The sequence below is a fragment of the Burkholderia sp. NLJ2 genome, from assembly GCF_049487195.1.
In the GTDB taxonomy this organism is placed as follows: Bacteria; Pseudomonadota; Gammaproteobacteria; order Burkholderiales; family Burkholderiaceae; genus Burkholderia; species Burkholderia pyrrocinia.
Map to the genome: position 1 here is coordinate 1,724,848 of NZ_CP137808.1, position 15,331 is coordinate 1,740,178.

Consider the following 15,331-nt stretch of genomic DNA (forward strand, 5'->3'; position numbering starts at 1 on the left):
AACAGTAGTAACCAGGGCCGGCGGAACTGCGGAGCAGGTGTTCGCAAATCGACGCACGGGGAGGTGTCATGGAGCAGGGCAAAGACCGGTCACTGGTCGCCAAAGTGATGGATGGGCTTGTCTCGGGTATCGTCGAAGACAAGTACGGCGGCATCTTGCCGCCGCAGGACGTGCTGTCGAAAGAGTTCGACGTGAGTCGCACTGTGATGCGGGAAGCGTTGTCGATGTTGCTTGCGCGCGACATGCTGGACGTGCGGCCGAAAGTCGGCACGCGCGTGCGGTCGATGCGCGACTGGCGCATGATCGACGAAGACGTCGTGAGCTGGCGGTTCCGGGCAAAACCCGATCCACAGTTCATGCGCGACGTCATCGAATTCCGGATGCTGATCGAACCGCGCGCGACTGCGCAGGCGGCCGTGCGCGCGACGGCCGCCGACATCGCGGGCATTCGCGAAGCATTCGATGCGTTCAAGGTGCTGCATCCGGGAGACCCCGGCTACGACACGGCGGACGAACTGTTGCACACGCGGATCGTGCAGGCGAGCGGCAACCAGTTCTTCCAGCAGATGGCGGCGATCGTGCGCGGTGCGGTGCGCCTCGTGAATCCGCGTGTCGTGAAGAAGGAGGGCGCACACGAAATCGTCGTCAAAGCGCATGCGCGTGTCGTCGACGCGATCGAGCGGCGCGATCCGCGCGAAGCCGAAGCGGCCTCGCTCGCGCTGATCGATTTCAGCGCCGACGAGATTTCGCGCGATTTCTCCGTCGACGTGCCCGTGCGCGCCTGACGCTGCTCGTGTCGCTCATCCGTGTGCCGGCGAGCCGTTTATCATGACGGCCGGTCGGCAGCGTGCCGGCCACCGTCATACGACCGACACGGAAGATCAGGATGAACGACAACGACCATCGCCCGGTGCGCTTCGGCATCGTCGGTGCAGGCAGCATTGCGCGCCGCTTCGCGCAAAGCCTCGCACACGTGCCGGGCGCCACGCTCGCCGGCGCCTGGGCCCGCCGCGCCGACGCAGCGGCAGCCTTTTGCGAGACATGCGGCGGCACGCCTGCCGCGAGCCTCGAAGCGCTCCTCGCGAGCGATCTCGACGCGATCTACATCGCGACGCTCCATGACAGTCACGCGCAGTACACGCTGGCCGCGCTCGCCGCCGGCAAGGCCGTGCTGTGCGAAAAACCCGCGACGCTGAACGCGGCGCAACTCGACACCGTGCTGCGTGCGGCACGCGACGCCGGGCGGCTCTTCATGGAAGCGATGAAGCCGCCGTTCTTTCCGCTGTACCGTCAGTTGCGTGCGCGCCTGCATGACGATCCGATCGGCGAGATCCGGCTCGTGCGCGCGGGGTGCGCATCGTCGTCGGTACCCGGCGACCATTCCGTCTATCGCCTCGATCGCGCGGGCGGCGCGCTGCTCGATATCGGGATCTACGAGGCGTTTCTCGCGGTCGACTGGCTCGGCGCGGCGCTCGACGTGCAGACGCTCGGCCGCGTCGGCACGACGGGTGTCGACATGTTCGCGAGCCTGAACAGCCTGCATGCGAACGGCGGGATCGCGCAGCTCTTTTGCGGGCTCGACGTGATGGGGCGCGGCGACGCGCTGATCGCCGCGGCCGGCGGGCACGTGACGATTCACGAAAAGTGGTGGAACCCCTCGCGCGCGACGATCCGCTATGCGGACGGGCGCACCGTCGAACTCGACGCGCCGGTCGACGGCGGCGGGCTGAACTACGAGACCGCGCATTTCTGCGACCTGCTGCGCGCGGGCAAAACCGAGAGCCCGATCATGACGCACGAACATTCGCGGCAGATGATCGCGATGACCGATGCCGCGCGTGCCGCGCTCGGCGTGCGCTATTCGGGCGAATAGGCGGGAAGGTGCCGGGCCCGCGTGCGCGGCCCGGCGGATGGCGTGCGCTCAGTGCCGCGACGGCAGCGACAGGCGCTTTTCGTACCAACGCTGCGCCCATTCGAGGATCTGGCACAGGATCCAGTACACGGCCGCGGCGGCCAGATAGAGCGGCAGCGGCTGGTAAGTCGCCGCGATCACCTCCTGCGCGCTGCGCAGCAGTTCGGTCACGGTGATCACGGACACGAGCGACGTGTCCTTGATCAGGCTGATCAGGCTGTTCGACAGGCTCGGCACCGCGATGCGCAGCGCCTGCGGGCCGATCACGTAGCGCAGCGTTTGCCCCCACGACAGCCCCAGGCTGTATGACGCGAGCCATTGGCCGCGGTGAATGCCGTTGATCGCGCCGCGCATGCTTTCGGACATGTAAGCCGCGACGTTCGCGGACAGCGCGATGACGCCGGCCGGCGTCGGGTCGAGCGAGATGCCGAGGCTCGGCAGCCCGTAGTAGATGACGAAGATCTGCACGAGCAGCGGCGTGCCGCGCATCAGGCTCACGTACGCGCGCGCGAGCCCTGCGAGCGCGTTGACCCAGATGCGTTCGAAGCCGTCGAGCGGCTCGCTTTGCCGGATGCCCATCATCGCGAGCACGACGGCGCCGAGCAGGCCGAACACCATCGACAGTACGGCGAACTTGACGGTCAGTACGGCGCCCTGGGCGAGCACCGGCAGCGATTGGACGAGCAGGGACGTTGTCGACATGGAATACGAATCGAATGCGAGCGCGAAAGCGCAATCATAAACCGGACGAATAAAACAAAGGGCGGCATCGTTGCGGATGCCGCCCTGTCCGGCCCGCCGTCAGGCGGGAAATGCAGGCGTGCTTACTTGATCGGTTTCGTGACGTCGATGCCGAACCATTTGTCCGAGATCTTCGTGAACGTGCCGTCGGCCGCGAGTTGCGCCATCGCGTCGTCGATCGCCTTCTGGAACTTCGGGTTGCCCTTCTTGAACGGGATGCCCGACGGGTTCGCCGAACCGACGTTCGCGCCCGGGCGCAGCGGCAGCTGCGAATTCTTCGTCAGGTACGCGAGCATCAGGCGATCGTTGAGCGCTGCGTCGAGACGGCCGGCCGCGAGATCGCGCAGGTACTCGGGCGCACCCGGGTACGTCTTCACGTCGATGCCGGGCACCGATTTCGCCATGTCCATGTAGTTCGTGCCGAGCGCGACGCCGAGCTTCTTGCCCTTCAGGTCGTCCAGCGACTTGAAGTCACGCGAGTCGTCCTTGCGCTGGATCAGTTGCGCGGACGAGTACGTGTATGCCGGCGAGAAGTCGAGCGTTTCCTTGCGCTTGTCGGTGATGCCGACCTGGTTGGCGATCACGTCGAACTTGCCGGCCTGCAGGCCCGCGATGATGCCGCTCCATTCGGTCGTCACGAACTCGGCTTTCACGCCGAGCTTCGCTGCGACGGCCTTCGCGATGTCGACGTCGAAGCCGACAAGTTCGCCTTGCGGGTTCTTCGAGTTGAACGGCGGGAACGTACCTTCGAGACCGACCCGCAGCGTGCCGCGTTGCTTCACCTGCTCGAGGAGGTCGGCCGCATGCGCGGTGGCGGCGGCGAACGACGTGCCGATCAGGCCGGCAACCAGCAGCTTCTTCAGCAGCGAAAATTTCATCGTGTGTTTCCTTGCCCTGTCCGGGTCAATGATTCTGATAGTGCGACCGATGATAGCAAAAACGCAATCGATCGATAAATATCGTTTGTTTATGCCTATATTACTTATGCGGTGCGCTCGCGGGCGATCGCCTTCACGCATTCCGAGACGAGCGCGGGGCCGCGGTAGATGAAGCCCGTATAAAGCTGGACCAGCGACGCACCGGCCGCGAGCTTCGCCCGGGCGTCCTCGCCCGAGAAAATGCCGCCGACGCCGATGATCGGCACTTCGCTGCCGACTTCGGCGTGCAGCTTGCGGATCACTTCGTTCGACGCGTCGAACACCGGGCGACCCGACAGGCCGCCGGCTTCGTCCGCATGCGGCAAGCCCTGGACGGCCGCGCGCGAGAGCGTCGTGTTGGTGGCGATCACCGCTTCGATCTTGTGGCGCAGCAGCGTGTCGCCGATTTCCTTGACCTGTTCGTCGTCGAGATCGGGTGCGATCTTCAGCGCGAGCGGCACGAGCTTGCCGTGCAGGTCGGCGAGACGCTGCTGCTTGTCCTTCAGCGCGGCGAGCAGTGCGTCGAGCTCGCCCGCGCCCTGCAGCTGGCGCAGGTTCTTCGTGTTCGGCGACGAGATGTTGATCGTCACGTAGCTCGCGAACGGATACACGCGCTCGAGGCAGTACAGGTAGTCCTCGGCGGCGCGCTCGATCGGCGTATCGGCATTCTTGCCGATGTTCAGGCCGAGGATGCCGCGATAGCGGGCGGCCTGGACGTTCTTCACGAACTGGTCGACGCCGTGGTTGTTGAAGCCCATCCGGTTGATCAGCGCTTCGGCCTGCGGCAGGCGGAACATCCGCGGGCGCGGGTTGCCGGGCTGCGCGCGCGGCGTGACCGTGCCGACCTCGATGAAGCCGAAACCGAGCGCCGCGAGGCCGTCGATGGCCGCGCCGTCCTTGTCGAGGCCGGCCGCGAGGCCGACCGGGTTGCGGAACGTGAGCCCCATCACGGTGCGCGGCGCGTCGGGCACGCGGGCCGACAGCGCGCAGGCGAGGCCGGTGCGGCCGGCCGCGCCGAGCGCGCGCAGCGTGAGGTGGTGAGCGTCTTCCGCATCCATCTTGAACAGGGATGCGCGGGCCAGCGGATAAAGGGAACTGAACACGGGAATTGGGCGGACAGCCGGAATGAATGACAACCCGCTATTTTACCGGGAGTTGCGCGGCAGGGGCGTGCTTTGCTTCGTCGCCCCCGCGGCGCACGTCAGCCCGAGCCGGAATGCCCGCCCGGCAACGGCGCGCGGGCCAGCGCCGCGTCAACGGGCGGCAGGTCGACCCGATCCGGATCGAGTATCTTCCAGCGCCCGTCGATCAACCCCTCGAGCGGATGGAAGTTCGCCTTGTACGCCATCTTCGGGCTCTCGCGGATCCAGTAGCCGAGGTACACGTACGGCAGCCCGAGACTCTTGGCCTGCTCGATCTGCCACAGGATGTTGTAGGTGCCGTAGCTCGTGTGCCGGTCGTCGGGCTCGAAGAATGTATAGACCGACGACAGCCCGTCGCCGAGGATGTCGATCATGCTGACCATGCGCAGCTTGCCGGGCTCGCCGCCCGGCGCGTCGAGATCGCGGAATTCGACGAGGCGCGAGTTGATCCGGCTCTGCAGCAGGAACTGCTCGTACTGGTCGCGGCTGTCGCGATCCATTCCGCCGCCCGCGTGGCGCGCGGACTGGTAGCGCATGTACAGCGCGTAGTGCTCTTCGTCGTAGTGCAGCGGCGAGACCGTTGCGACGAGCGCGCGGTGCCGCTTCCACATCCTGCGCTGCGTACGCGACGGCACGAACGCGTCGATAGGCACGCGCACCGGCACGCAGGCGCGGCAGCCGTCGCAGTACGGGCGATACGTGAAGACGCCCGAGCGGCGGAAGCCGGCCTTCACGAGTTCGGTGTAGATGTCGGAGTTGATCAGGTGGCTCGGTGTCGCGACTTGCGAGCGCGCGATACGGCCGTCCAGATAGCTGCACGGATAGGGCGCCGTTGCATAGAATTGCAGCGCCGAAAGCGGTGAAAGCGGCAGCTCAGTCGGGTGAGTCATGGGCAGCTCTCGATGCAGGGAAGGAGTGCCGCGCTAGCGCTCGATCCCGGAGGGCGCCGCCGTTTCGGCGGGGCCCGTCAGCGCGGCGAGCACGCGCTTGTCGAACTGCCACGGAATCGGCGGTTCGGCTACCGCGCTGCGCACGTGAGCGACAAAGGCCTTGCGTGCGATCTCGCGGCCGCCGAGCGACGCTAGATGCGACGTATTCTGCTGGCAGTCTATCATCTCCAGCCCCTGGTCGCGAAGGTGGGCGACGAGCGTGGCCAGCGCGATTTTCGATGCGTCGGTGGCATCCGCATACATCGACTCGCCGAAAAACATCCGCCCGAACGACACGCCGTACAGGCCGCCGACACGGCGCCCGTCGTGCCACGTCTCGATGCTGTGTGCGTTGCCGGAGCGGTAGAGCGTGGTATAGGCGTCGATGATCTCGGCCGTGATCCACGTGCCGCGCTGCCCGCGGCGCGGCGCCTGCGCGCAGGCGCGCATCACGCCCGCGAAGTCGTGATCGACGCGCACTTCCCATGCAGGGTCGCGCAGCACGCGCTTCAGCGTCTTGCGCAGCGACGGCGACACTTTGAATTCGGTCGGCACGAGGATCATGCGCGGGTCGGGGCTCCACCACAGCACCGGCTGGCCGTCCGAATACCACGGGAAGATGCCGCGCAGGTATGCGTCGATGAGGCGCGACGGCAGCAGGTCGGCGCTCGCGGCGAGCAGCCCGGGCGCGCCGGTCGCGGGACCGAGCGCGCGTTCGATGGGCGGAAACGGTTCGTCCGGGCCGAGCCAGGGGACCATGGGGGCGGGCTCAGCCGTTGCGCAGCGAGCGGAAGATATCGCCGGTGTGCACGCCGTAGTCGCCCGCGGCGCGATCGGCGAAGAAGAATCGCAGGGTCTGGCTGACGGTCGGGAACGCGATTTCGTCCCACGGAATGTCGGCCTCGTCGAACAGCTTCACCTCGAGGCTTTCCTCGCCGGCTTCGAAACCCGGATCGGTGAGCCGCGCGAGGTAGAACAGGTGGACCTGATGCACGTGCGGCACGTTGAGCAGCGTGAACAGGTTCTGCACCTCGACGCGCGCGCCGGCTTCCTCGAGCGTTTCGCGCGCGGCGGCTTCGGCCGTCGTCTCGCCCATTTCCATGAAGCCCGCGGGCAGCGTCCAGAACCCGTAGCGCGGTTCGATCGCGCGGCGGCACAGCAGGATCTGATCGCCCCAGACCGGGACCGTGCCGACGACGTTGCGCGGATTCTGGTAATGGATCGTGCCGCAGTGATCGCAGACGAATCGCTCGCGGTTGTCGCCGGGAGGAATGCGCGCGATGACTTCGTGACCGCAGACGGAGCAGAATTTCATGTCGAGTGGAAGGGACGAGGTGATGCGAGTGTATCACCGGGGCGCGGCATTCTTGAACGCCTGCGCATGCGGGCGGCGTGCCGCGCGAAGCGGCGTGCGTGCGCGAAGAAGGGGCGGGGATCGGGTGCGGAAAAACAAAAAGCCCGGTACGAGACCGGGCTTTTTGCATGAATCTGGACGGGTTGGTTGCGGGGGTAGGATTTGAACCTACGACCTTCGGGTTATGAGCCCGACGAGCTGCCAGACTGCTCCACCCCGCGTCCGTCGAAGAAATGAATTATAAGGAGTTCCCCGATCGCGTGCAAGCACTTTCTGACAATCGCGTGTCGCGTCTCGTGGGGACGGCACGGTGGGTGCGTGCGCTAGAATCGAGCGGTTTGTTTCGTCTCTTCGGCAGCAGCGCCGTGCGCGATCGCATCGGCACCGTTGCAACTCACCTTATTGCATCGACGGATTCATGGACATCGCTCACGATCTTCAATCGATCGGCGCGCAGGAACAGGCGCTCGTGTTTCCCCATTTCGACCCGGCACGCGCGTGGGCGCTCGGCAACCGGATGCATGCGCTCGCGACGTCGCGCGGCCATGCCATCGCGATCGACATCGTCACGTTCGGCCAGCCGCTGTTCTACGCGGCGCTCGCCGGTGCGACGCCCGACAACGCCGACTGGGTGCGCCGCAAGCGCAACGTCGTCGCGCATTTCCGGCGCAGCTCGTATGCGATCGGGCTGCGCATGCAGCAGGCCGGCGCCACGCTGGCGGACAAGCACGGGTTGCCGATCGCCGAATATTCGCCGCATGGAGGTTCGTTTCCGCTGACCGTCGCGGGCGCCGGCGTGATCGGCTCGATCACCGCGTCGGGGCTGCCGCAGCGCGCGGACCACGAATTCGTCGTCGAGGCGCTGTGTGCCGAGCTCGGCCAGGACTACGCCGTGCTGGCCCTCGCGAGGAGCTGAGCGATGCAGCTTCCCGGATACGCCTGGCTCGCGATCGCGATCGTCGCGGAAGTGATCGGCACGTCCGCGCTGCGCGCGGCGGACGGCTTCACGCGCTTCTGGCCGTCGGCGCTCGTCGTCGCCGGTTACGGCATCGCGTTCTACTGCCTGTCGCTGACGCTGCGCACGATGCCCGTCGGCATCATCTATGCAGTCTGGTCGGGCGCCGGCATCGTGCTGATCACGCTCGTCGCGATGCTGCTCTATCGCCAGGTGCCGGACGTACCGGCAGTGATCGGCCTCGGGTTGATCGTCGCGGGCGTCGTGGTGCTGAACCTGTTCTCGAAGATGCAGGCGCACTGAACGTGCGACTGCCATTTGCCGGATGGCCCTCATGACCGATTCCACTTCCGCTGCCGTCTCCGCCGAATCCGCCCAGCCCGACGTGCGCGCCTATGTCGCGAACCGCATCGGCTTTCTCGAACTGAACCGGCCGAAGGCGCTGAACGCGTTGTCGGTCGGCATGATCCGGCTGATGCACCAGGCGCTCGACGCGTGGCGCGACGATCCGGAGGTCGTCGCGGTCGTCGTGCACAGTCCGCACCCGCGCGCTTTCTGCGCGGGCGGCGACGTGCGCTTCTTCCACGAGGCGTGGCAGCGCGGCGACCGCGATGCGGTCGACACGTTCTTCATCGACGAATACACGCTGAACCATGCGATCTTCACGTTTCCGAAGCCTTATATCGCGCTGATGCACGGCGTCGTGATGGGCGGCGGCATGGGTATTTCGCAGGCAGCGCGGCATACGGGCGGCCTGCGCGTCGTGACCGATTCGACGAAGATGGCGATGCCCGAAACGCGCATCGGTCTGTTCCCGGACGTCGGGATGAGCTGGTTTCTCGCGCGCACGCCCGGCGCGCTCGGCCGCTATCTCGCCGTGACGGGTGCGACGCTCGATGCGGCCGGTGCGCTGTACGCGCAGCTCGCCGATGTCTATCTGCCCGATGCCGCGCTGCCGGCGCTGCTCGACACGCTGCGCAGCGCGCGCATCGACAGCGGTGCGCAGGCCGTCGCCTGCGTGGCCGATGCGGCTGCCGCGCACAAGGTCGTGCCGACACCGGACACGTCGGCGCTGGCCGATGCGCGCGCCGGGATCGACCGGCATTTCGCGCAGCCCGACATCAACGCGATCCTCGCATCGCTCGATGCCGAGCCGGATTGCGCGGCCGTCGACGGATGGATCGAGAAGGCGACCCACGCGATGCGCGGCCAACTGTCGCCGCTGTCGATGGCCGTGTCGCTCGAGGTCGTCGAACGCGCACGCGGCGCGACGATGGCCGATTGCCTGCGACGCGATCTCGATCTCACGCGCTCGACGTTCGCGCGCGGCGACGTGATCGAAGGCGTGCGTGCGCTGATCGTCGACAAGGATCAACAGCCGGTCTGGCGCTTCAGGTCGGCCGCCGACATCGATCGCGCAGACGTGCTCGCGATGTTCGACAGCCCGTGGACGCCCGACACGCATCCGCTGCGGCGCCTGAAGGACTGACCAAAGCGCGAGACAGAAACGAAAAAGGCCGCCTGCACACATGCAGGCGGCCTTTTCGTTTATGGATGTCGATCGGCCTGCGTTCGAAGGGCGCCGAGCCCGTTCCGGTGTTACGCGTCGCACGCGTCGTCCGACATGAACGCGCGCATGAACACGAGTGCGCCGAAGCCCCACACCGCATTCGCTGCGAAGCCGGCCGCGAGCACGGGCATCATGTTGCCCGACGGCCAGATGCCGCGCAGCGGATCGATCGCGAACACGCGTGCTGCAGTCAGCACGATGCCGCCGAACATGAGTGCGCCGATCCACGACGCTTCGCGTTCCGGCGACACGCGCAACAGCCATGCCATCGGGATCGCGCAGCACGCGCTGATCAGCGCGTTCGCGACAAATTCAGGAATGCCGAGCGGCGCGAACGGCTGCGTCGAGAAGCCGGCCGCGGCGATCAGGTCCGCTGTGTGAAGGAGTGCGAGCGTGGCCTCGCGAAAGAACAGGGCGGCAAGGAAGCCGGACAGGAACGGCAGGATGACTTTCTGCATCGATGAGTGCACCGCAGGCGCGCCCGGCCGGGGCCGTACGCGCGGAGTTATTCGGATAGGTGCGTCATTATAGGGCCCGGCCGCCGCGATATTCGCTCCAGCGTCGTGCTAATCACGAAAGCGGAAAACCTAAGCTCAAAAAAATCGTTCCAAAGCCTTGCACCGATCCCTAGACTGATTTCCCAGAAACAGCCGTGCAATCGCGTATTCGCCCGCCGCACGGCCTGACCGGCGAACCATCCCGATTCGAACGCACACCATGCATGCGCCGCTCATCCGCGACGCGAGCAGCGCGAGGTTTTTCCCAAATTTCGGCAAGAACAGTCAAGCAGGAGCAGCAGATGAATGTGTTCTGGTTTATCCCCACGCATGGCGACAGCCGCTACCTCGGCACGGCCGAAGGCGCGCGCGCCGCGGGTTACGACTATTTCAAGCAGGTCGCCGTCGCGGCCGACACGCTTGGGTACGAAGGCGTGCTGCTGCCGACCGGCCGTTCCTGCGAAGATGCGTGGGTCGTTGCGTCGAGCCTCATTCCGGCAACGCAGCGCCTGAAGTTCCTGGTTGCAATCCGTCCCGGCATCGCGTCGCCGGGGTTGTCGGCGCGCATGGCCGCGACGTTCGACCGCCTGTCGGGCGGCCGCCTGCTGATCAACGTCGTGACGGGCGGCGATGCGGCCGAACTCGAAGGCGACGGCCTGTTCGCCGATCACGATACGCGATACGAGATCACCGACGACTTCCTGAACATCTGGCGCGGGCTGCTTGCCGCGTCGCACGACAACGGCGGCTTCGACTACATCGGCAAGCATTTGCAGTCGAAGGGCGGCAAGGCGCTTTATCCGCCCGTGCAGCGCCCGCATCCGCCGCTGTGGTTCGGCGGCTCGTCGCCGGCCGCGCACGAGATCGCAGCCGATCACATCGATACCTATCTGACCTGGGGCGAGCCGCCCGAGGCCGTCGCGAAGAAGATCGCCGACATCCGCGCCCGCGCGGAGGCGCGCGGCCGCAAGATCAAATTCGGCATTCGACTGCACGTGATCGTGCGCGAGACCGAGGACGAAGCATGGCGTGACGCCGAGCGCCTGATCAGCCGCCTCGACGACGAGACGATCGCTCGTGCGCAGAAGGCATTCGCGAACATGGATTCCGAAGGCCAGCGTCGGATGGCCGCGCTGCACGGCGGCAAGCGCGGCGGCCGCGAGGCGCTCGAGGTGTATCCGAACCTGTGGGCCGGCGTCGGCCTCGTGCGCGGCGGCGCGGGCACGGCACTCGTCGGCAATCCCGAGCAGGTCGCCGAACGCATGCGCGAATACGCGGATCTCGGCATCGAGACGTTCATCCTGTCCGGCTACCCGCACCTCGAGGAGTCGTATCGCTTCGCCGAACTCGTGTTCCCGCTGATCAAGGGCAAGGGCGCGGAGCGGCCGGCCGGCCCGCTGTCGGGGCCGTTCGGCGAGATCGTCGGCAACAGCTATCTGCCGAAGGCAAGCCAGAGCTGAGCGAACGGAGGCCTGCTATGACAACGAAAACGTCGACGACGGGTGCCGTCGTGGCCGCCCGCGCATGGCGCGGCGTCGCGCCGTGGCTCGTGCCGCTTGCACTGCTGGTCGCGTGGGAAGTCGGCGCGCGGACCGGCTGGCTGTCGACCCGCGTGCTGCCTGAGCCGGTTGCGGTCGTGCGGGCGGCGTGGTCGCTCGTGACGTCGGGCGAAATGTGGGCGAACGTGAAGGTGAGCACGTGGCGCGCGCTGTTCGGTTTTGCAATCGGCGGCGGCGTCGGTCTCGCACTGGGGCTTGCGACCGGTCTGTCGAAGGCCGCCGAGGTCGCGCTCGATTCGACGATCCAGATGATCCGCAACATCCCGGCGCTTGCGATGATTCCGCTCGTGATCCTGTGGTTCGGCATCGACGAGAAGGCGAAGCTGTTCCTCGTCGCGCTCGGGGTGTTCTTCCCGGTCTACATCAACACGTATCACGGGATCCGCTCGGTCGACGCGAACCTGATCGAGATGGCGAAGAGTTACGGCGTGCGCGGCTTCGCGCTGTACCGCGACGTGATTCTGCCCGGTGCGTTGCCGTCGATCCTCGTCGGCGTGCGTTTCGCGCTCGGGCTGATGTGGGTGATGCTGATCGTCGCGGAAACCATCTCCGCGCAGTCGGGCATCGGCTACATGACGATGAACGCGCGTGAATTCCTGCAAACCGATGTGGTGGTGGTCGGCATCCTGCTGTACGCGGTGCTCGGCAAGCTGGCGGATGTGCTGGCGAAATGGCTCGAGCGCGTGACGCTGCGCTGGCACCCCGCTTACCAATCAGGAGCAAAGGCATGAATGCGACGACTTCGGCGGCCGCCTACGGCCCGCTCGCCGGCGCAGACCTCGAGGTCGAGCTCGCGCAGGCGCGCGTCGCGGACGGCGACGCGCGAGACGCGGCGATTCTCGATCGTGACGGCAGCGCATCCGTCGTTCCGCTCGCGCGGCGGCGCGCGGGAAGCCCGGCACCCGACGACGCGGTGACGCTGTCGGGCGTCAGCAAGCGCTTCGGCGCGCGCACGGTGCTCGACAACGTCGAACTCGGCATCGCGCGCGGCAGCTTCGTCGCGATCGTCGGCCGCAGCGGTTGCGGCAAGTCGACGCTGCTGCGGCTCGTCGCGGGACTCGAGCAGCCGAGCAGCGGCGCGCTCGTGACGCGCGGCGAGGGCGGCGGCGCGCTCGATACGCGGATCATGTTCCAGGATGCACGCCTGCTGCCGTGGAAAACCGTGCTGCAGAACGTGATGCTCGGCCTCGGGCGCGGCGCGCGCGACGACGCACGTGCGGTGCTCGACGAAGTCGGCCTGCTGGAGCGGGCGAACGACTGGCCCGCGCAACTGTCGGGCGGCCAGCGGCAGCGTGTGTCACTGGCGCGCGCGCTCGTGCACCGGCCGCAACTGCTGCTGCTCGACGAGCCGCTCGGCGCGCTCGACGCGCTGACCCGCATCGAGATGCATGCGCTGATCGAGCGGTTGTGGCGCGAGCATCGGTTCACCGCGCTGCTCGTCACGCACGACGTGCAGGAGGCTGTCGCGCTCGGCGACCGCATCCTGCTCATCGAGCAGGGGCGCGTGGCGCTCGACCAGGCCGTACCGCTCGACCGGCCGCGCGCCCGCGCATCGGCGGCGTTTGCGGCGCTGGAAGATCGCGTGCTGAAGCGCGTGCTCGCCGGCGGGCCTGGCGCGGCAGAACAGGGCGCGGTGCATGAAGCAGACAACGTTCGACCGGTCGGGCAGATCCGCTGGGCCGTTTAATCCGGGCGGCTCCGGCCGCCCGTTCTGAGACTTTTTTCTTCGGAGCGATCAACCCGATGAGCATCACTGCAATCAACGTGCGTAACCAGTTCAAGGGCAAGGTGAAGGAGATCATTCGCGGGCCGGTGGTGTCCGAGGTCGACGTCGAGACGCCGTTCGGCATCGTCACGTCGGTGATCACGACCCGCTCGGTCGACGAACTCGAGCTGAAGGTCGGTGCGGAAGTCGTCGCGCTCGTGAAGTCGACCGAAGTATCGATCGCGCGTCTCTGACCGCGCTTCCTGCGCCAGTACGGCGCCGGCGGGCAGCCTGCCCGTCGGCGTCGTCCGGCATTCCCGCACCGCGTTTGCCTCGGTATTCGACGCCCGGATGAAGTGTTAGGATGGAACGATACCGATGCCGGAGGCCAACGCATGACCCCCATCCTTTCCCCCGAAGCCATCGAGGCGCTGAAGTGGATCGACCAGTTCGGCGACAGCCGGCCGGTTCCCGCTGCGTTCGACGACGTCGTCTATGCGTTGCTGAACGAGGGGCTGATCTATCAGGCGGCGGCCGACCGGGTCGACCTGACTGCCGATGGCAAATCCTTTTTATCCGACGAATACGATTGAGCGCACGGCGCCGGCTGCACGGGCGGCCTGGCGCCGCGTCGCCACGGAGCGTGCGATGGAACCGAGAGGCAGCGACCTCGGCGATTTCAGCGAGCCGTACCGCGGCTTCGAGATCGAGGTGAAGACCGAGCAGGTCTGGGACGGCGAGCATGCGCACTACCGCGTGCTGCAGGGCGATGCGGTGCGGATCGACTGGCGGCTCGTCAAGGTCGACGGGCTGCTGCTGACCGAACGGCGCGTGATCGAGCGTGTGTTCGACGAGGCGCGGCGGGCGGTCGATGCGGAGTTGGGTGAGGGCGACTAGCGCAGGCGCCGGGCAGGTATGGCCCATGTTGCGGTAAAATGTTCGGTTGTTTCCGCGCCGACTGGCCTGTTGCCCGAATTCCATGCCCGTACCGTCCTCGCTTCCTCCCCGCCGCGTATCCGTCGCGCCCATGCTCGACTGGACCGACCGCCATTGCCGGTCGTTCCACAGAACGCTGACGCGCGATACGTGGCTGTATACGGAGATGATCACGACGGGTGCGCTACTGTTCGGCGATGCCCAGCGGCATCTCGCGTTCACGCCGAACGAATCGCCGGTCGCGCTGCAGCTTGGCGGCAGCGAACGCGACGATCTCGCGCGTGCCGCGAAGCTCGGCGAGCAGTGGGGCTACGACGAGATCAACCTGAACTGTGGATGTCCGTCCGAGCGTGTGCAGCGCGGCGCGTTCGGCGCGTGCCTGATGAACGAGCCGCAGCTCGTTGCCGACTGCGTGAAGGCGATGCGCGATGCGGTGTCGGTGCCGGTCACGGTAAAGCACCGGATCGGTGTCGATGCAGTGGAAGACTACGCGTTCGTGCGCGACTTCGTCGGCACGGTGGCCGAGGCCGGCTGCGAAACGTTCGTCGTGCATGCCCGCAATGCGATCCTGAAGGGACTGTCGCCGAAGGAGAATCGCGAGATTCCGCCGCTCAAGTACGACTATGCGTATCAGTTGAAGCGCGATTTTCCGTCGCTGGAGATCGTCATCAACGGCGGCATCACGACGCTGGACGAGGTTGCGCAGCATCTCGAGCATGTCGATGGCGTGATGCTCGGCCGCGAGGCGTATCACAACCCGTACGTGCTCGCGGAGGTCGATGCGCGCTTCTACGGATCGACGGGCGCGGTGCCGACGCGTGAAGAAGCGGAAGCGCAACTGATCGAATACTGCGCGGCTGAGCTGAAGCGCGGGACCTACCTCGGTGCGATCGTGCGGCATGCGCTCGGGCTGTATCGCGGCATGCCCGGTGCACGCGGCTGGCGTCGCGTGCTGTCCGACAACAAGAAGCTCGCGCGCGGCGATCTGGCCGTGTTCGACGAGGCGCGTGCGCATCTGAACGAAGCCGAAGAATTTTTTGAAAAAAAGGCTTTGCAAGATTCAAAAGACTTCGTATAATCTTGCTTCTTCGCTGCTGAAACAAAAACAGCGAAG

At 66.5% G+C, this 15,331-nt stretch carries 19 protein-coding genes and 1 tRNA gene; 12 read left to right on the top strand and 8 right to left on the bottom strand.

The genetic code is table 11. From position 1 onward, the window contains the following. The first annotated feature begins 68 nt into the window (after positions 1 to 68). Both R9B84_RS07905 and R9B84_RS07910 read left to right on the top strand, forming a co-directional pair. Positions 69 to 785: a FadR/GntR family transcriptional regulator gene (locus R9B84_RS07905; protein WP_423759866.1), complete on the top strand. Its 717-nt coding sequence runs from the start codon at positions 69 to 71 to the stop codon at positions 783 to 785. Positions 786 to 886: 101 nt separating this feature from the next. Next, a complete protein-coding gene (locus R9B84_RS07910) occupies positions 887 to 1,873 on the top strand; it encodes a Gfo/Idh/MocA family protein (protein WP_423759867.1) in 987 nt (328 codons plus the stop codon). A 48-nt stretch (positions 1,874 to 1,921) separates the two neighbouring features. Here the strand turns inward: R9B84_RS07910 and R9B84_RS07915 are convergent, their stop codons facing one another. From R9B84_RS07915 to R9B84_RS07945, 7 genes are all read right to left on the bottom strand, one after another. After that, entirely contained in the window at positions 1,922 to 2,614 is a 693-nt protein-coding gene (locus R9B84_RS07915) for an amino acid ABC transporter permease (protein ID WP_047900564.1), read from the bottom strand. 122 nt (positions 2,615 to 2,736) lie between these two features. Then, positions 2,737 to 3,531, bottom strand: a complete 795-nt coding sequence (locus R9B84_RS07920; protein ID WP_423759868.1) for a cystine ABC transporter substrate-binding protein — start codon at positions 3,529 to 3,531, stop codon at positions 2,737 to 2,739. A gap of 104 nt (positions 3,532 to 3,635) precedes the next feature. Then, positions 3,636 to 4,673 (bottom strand): quinone-dependent dihydroorotate dehydrogenase, encoded by a 1,038-nt coding sequence (locus R9B84_RS07925; RefSeq protein WP_423759869.1) that lies wholly within the window; start codon positions 4,671 to 4,673, stop codon positions 3,636 to 3,638. 98 nt (positions 4,674 to 4,771) lie between these two features. Next, positions 4,772 to 5,602 (bottom strand): arginyltransferase, encoded by an 831-nt coding sequence (locus R9B84_RS07930; RefSeq protein WP_423759870.1) that lies wholly within the window; start codon positions 5,600 to 5,602, stop codon positions 4,772 to 4,774. A 33-nt stretch (positions 5,603 to 5,635) separates the two neighbouring features. Next, complete coding sequence (aat, locus tag R9B84_RS07935) at positions 5,636 to 6,400, bottom strand: leucyl/phenylalanyl-tRNA--protein transferase (RefSeq protein ID WP_423759871.1); 765 nt, start codon at positions 6,398 to 6,400, stop codon at positions 5,636 to 5,638. 10 nt (positions 6,401 to 6,410) lie between these two features. Continuing rightward, positions 6,411 to 6,956, bottom strand: a complete 546-nt coding sequence (locus R9B84_RS07940; protein ID WP_021161562.1) for an NUDIX hydrolase — start codon at positions 6,954 to 6,956, stop codon at positions 6,411 to 6,413. A 183-nt stretch (positions 6,957 to 7,139) separates the two neighbouring features. Next, positions 7,140 to 7,216 (bottom strand) — tRNA-Met (locus R9B84_RS07945). A 197-nt stretch (positions 7,217 to 7,413) separates the two neighbouring features. Here R9B84_RS07945 and R9B84_RS07950 point away from each other — a divergent pair. The 3 genes from R9B84_RS07950 to R9B84_RS07960 are packed head-to-tail and all read left to right on the top strand — an operon-like array spanning position 7,414 to position 9,439. Beyond that, a complete protein-coding gene (locus tag R9B84_RS07950) occupies positions 7,414 to 7,911 on the top strand; it encodes a heme-degrading domain-containing protein (protein WP_034184078.1) in 498 nt (165 codons plus the stop codon). Between the two features lie 3 nt (positions 7,912 to 7,914). After that, positions 7,915 to 8,253, top strand: a complete 339-nt coding sequence (locus R9B84_RS07955) for a DMT family transporter (RefSeq protein WP_006758010.1) — start codon at positions 7,915 to 7,917, stop codon at positions 8,251 to 8,253. 31 nt (positions 8,254 to 8,284) lie between these two features. Further along, positions 8,285 to 9,439 (top strand): enoyl-CoA hydratase/isomerase family protein, encoded by a 1,155-nt coding sequence (locus R9B84_RS07960; protein WP_423759872.1) that lies wholly within the window; start codon positions 8,285 to 8,287, stop codon positions 9,437 to 9,439. 110 nt (positions 9,440 to 9,549) lie between these two features. On the opposite strand, the gene R9B84_RS07965 is transcribed toward R9B84_RS07960, so the two are convergent. Continuing rightward, positions 9,550 to 9,978 (bottom strand): hypothetical protein, encoded by a 429-nt coding sequence (locus R9B84_RS07965; protein ID WP_423759873.1) that lies wholly within the window; start codon positions 9,976 to 9,978, stop codon positions 9,550 to 9,552. 341 nt (positions 9,979 to 10,319) lie between these two features. Between R9B84_RS07965 and ssuD the strand changes: the two genes are divergently transcribed. The 7 genes from ssuD (at position 10,320) to dusA (ending at position 15,295) form a co-directional block, all read left to right on the top strand. Beyond that, the gene (gene ssuD / locus R9B84_RS07970; RefSeq protein ID WP_423759874.1) at positions 10,320 to 11,477 is read left to right on the top strand and encodes an FMNH2-dependent alkanesulfonate monooxygenase; all 1,158 of its coding nucleotides are present in this window, start codon (positions 10,320 to 10,322) and stop codon (positions 11,475 to 11,477) included. A 17-nt stretch (positions 11,478 to 11,494) separates the two neighbouring features. After that, on the top strand, positions 11,495 to 12,307 hold the full coding sequence (gene ssuC, locus R9B84_RS07975; protein ID WP_049036196.1) for an aliphatic sulfonate ABC transporter permease SsuC: 813 nt from the start codon (positions 11,495 to 11,497) through the stop codon (positions 12,305 to 12,307). Further along, positions 12,304 to 13,263 (top strand): ATP-binding cassette domain-containing protein, encoded by a 960-nt coding sequence (locus R9B84_RS07980; RefSeq protein WP_423759875.1) that lies wholly within the window; start codon positions 12,304 to 12,306, stop codon positions 13,261 to 13,263. Before ssuC ends, R9B84_RS07980 begins: the two co-directional genes overlap by 4 nt. 56 nt (positions 13,264 to 13,319) lie before the next feature. Beyond that, a complete protein-coding gene (locus R9B84_RS07985) occupies positions 13,320 to 13,535 on the top strand; it encodes a TOBE domain-containing protein (protein ID WP_006400187.1) in 216 nt (71 codons plus the stop codon). 141 nt (positions 13,536 to 13,676) lie between these two features. Then, positions 13,677 to 13,874 (top strand): hypothetical protein, encoded by a 198-nt coding sequence (locus R9B84_RS07990; protein WP_423759876.1) that lies wholly within the window; start codon positions 13,677 to 13,679, stop codon positions 13,872 to 13,874. Positions 13,875 to 13,929: 55 nt separating this feature from the next. After that, positions 13,930 to 14,178 (top strand): hypothetical protein, encoded by a 249-nt coding sequence (locus R9B84_RS07995; RefSeq protein WP_423759877.1) that lies wholly within the window; start codon positions 13,930 to 13,932, stop codon positions 14,176 to 14,178. Positions 14,179 to 14,308: 130 nt separating this feature from the next. Continuing rightward, complete coding sequence (dusA, locus tag R9B84_RS08000; protein ID WP_423759878.1) at positions 14,309 to 15,295, top strand: tRNA dihydrouridine(20/20a) synthase DusA; 987 nt, start codon at positions 14,309 to 14,311, stop codon at positions 15,293 to 15,295. The last annotated feature ends 36 nt before the right edge of the window (positions 15,296 to 15,331 follow it).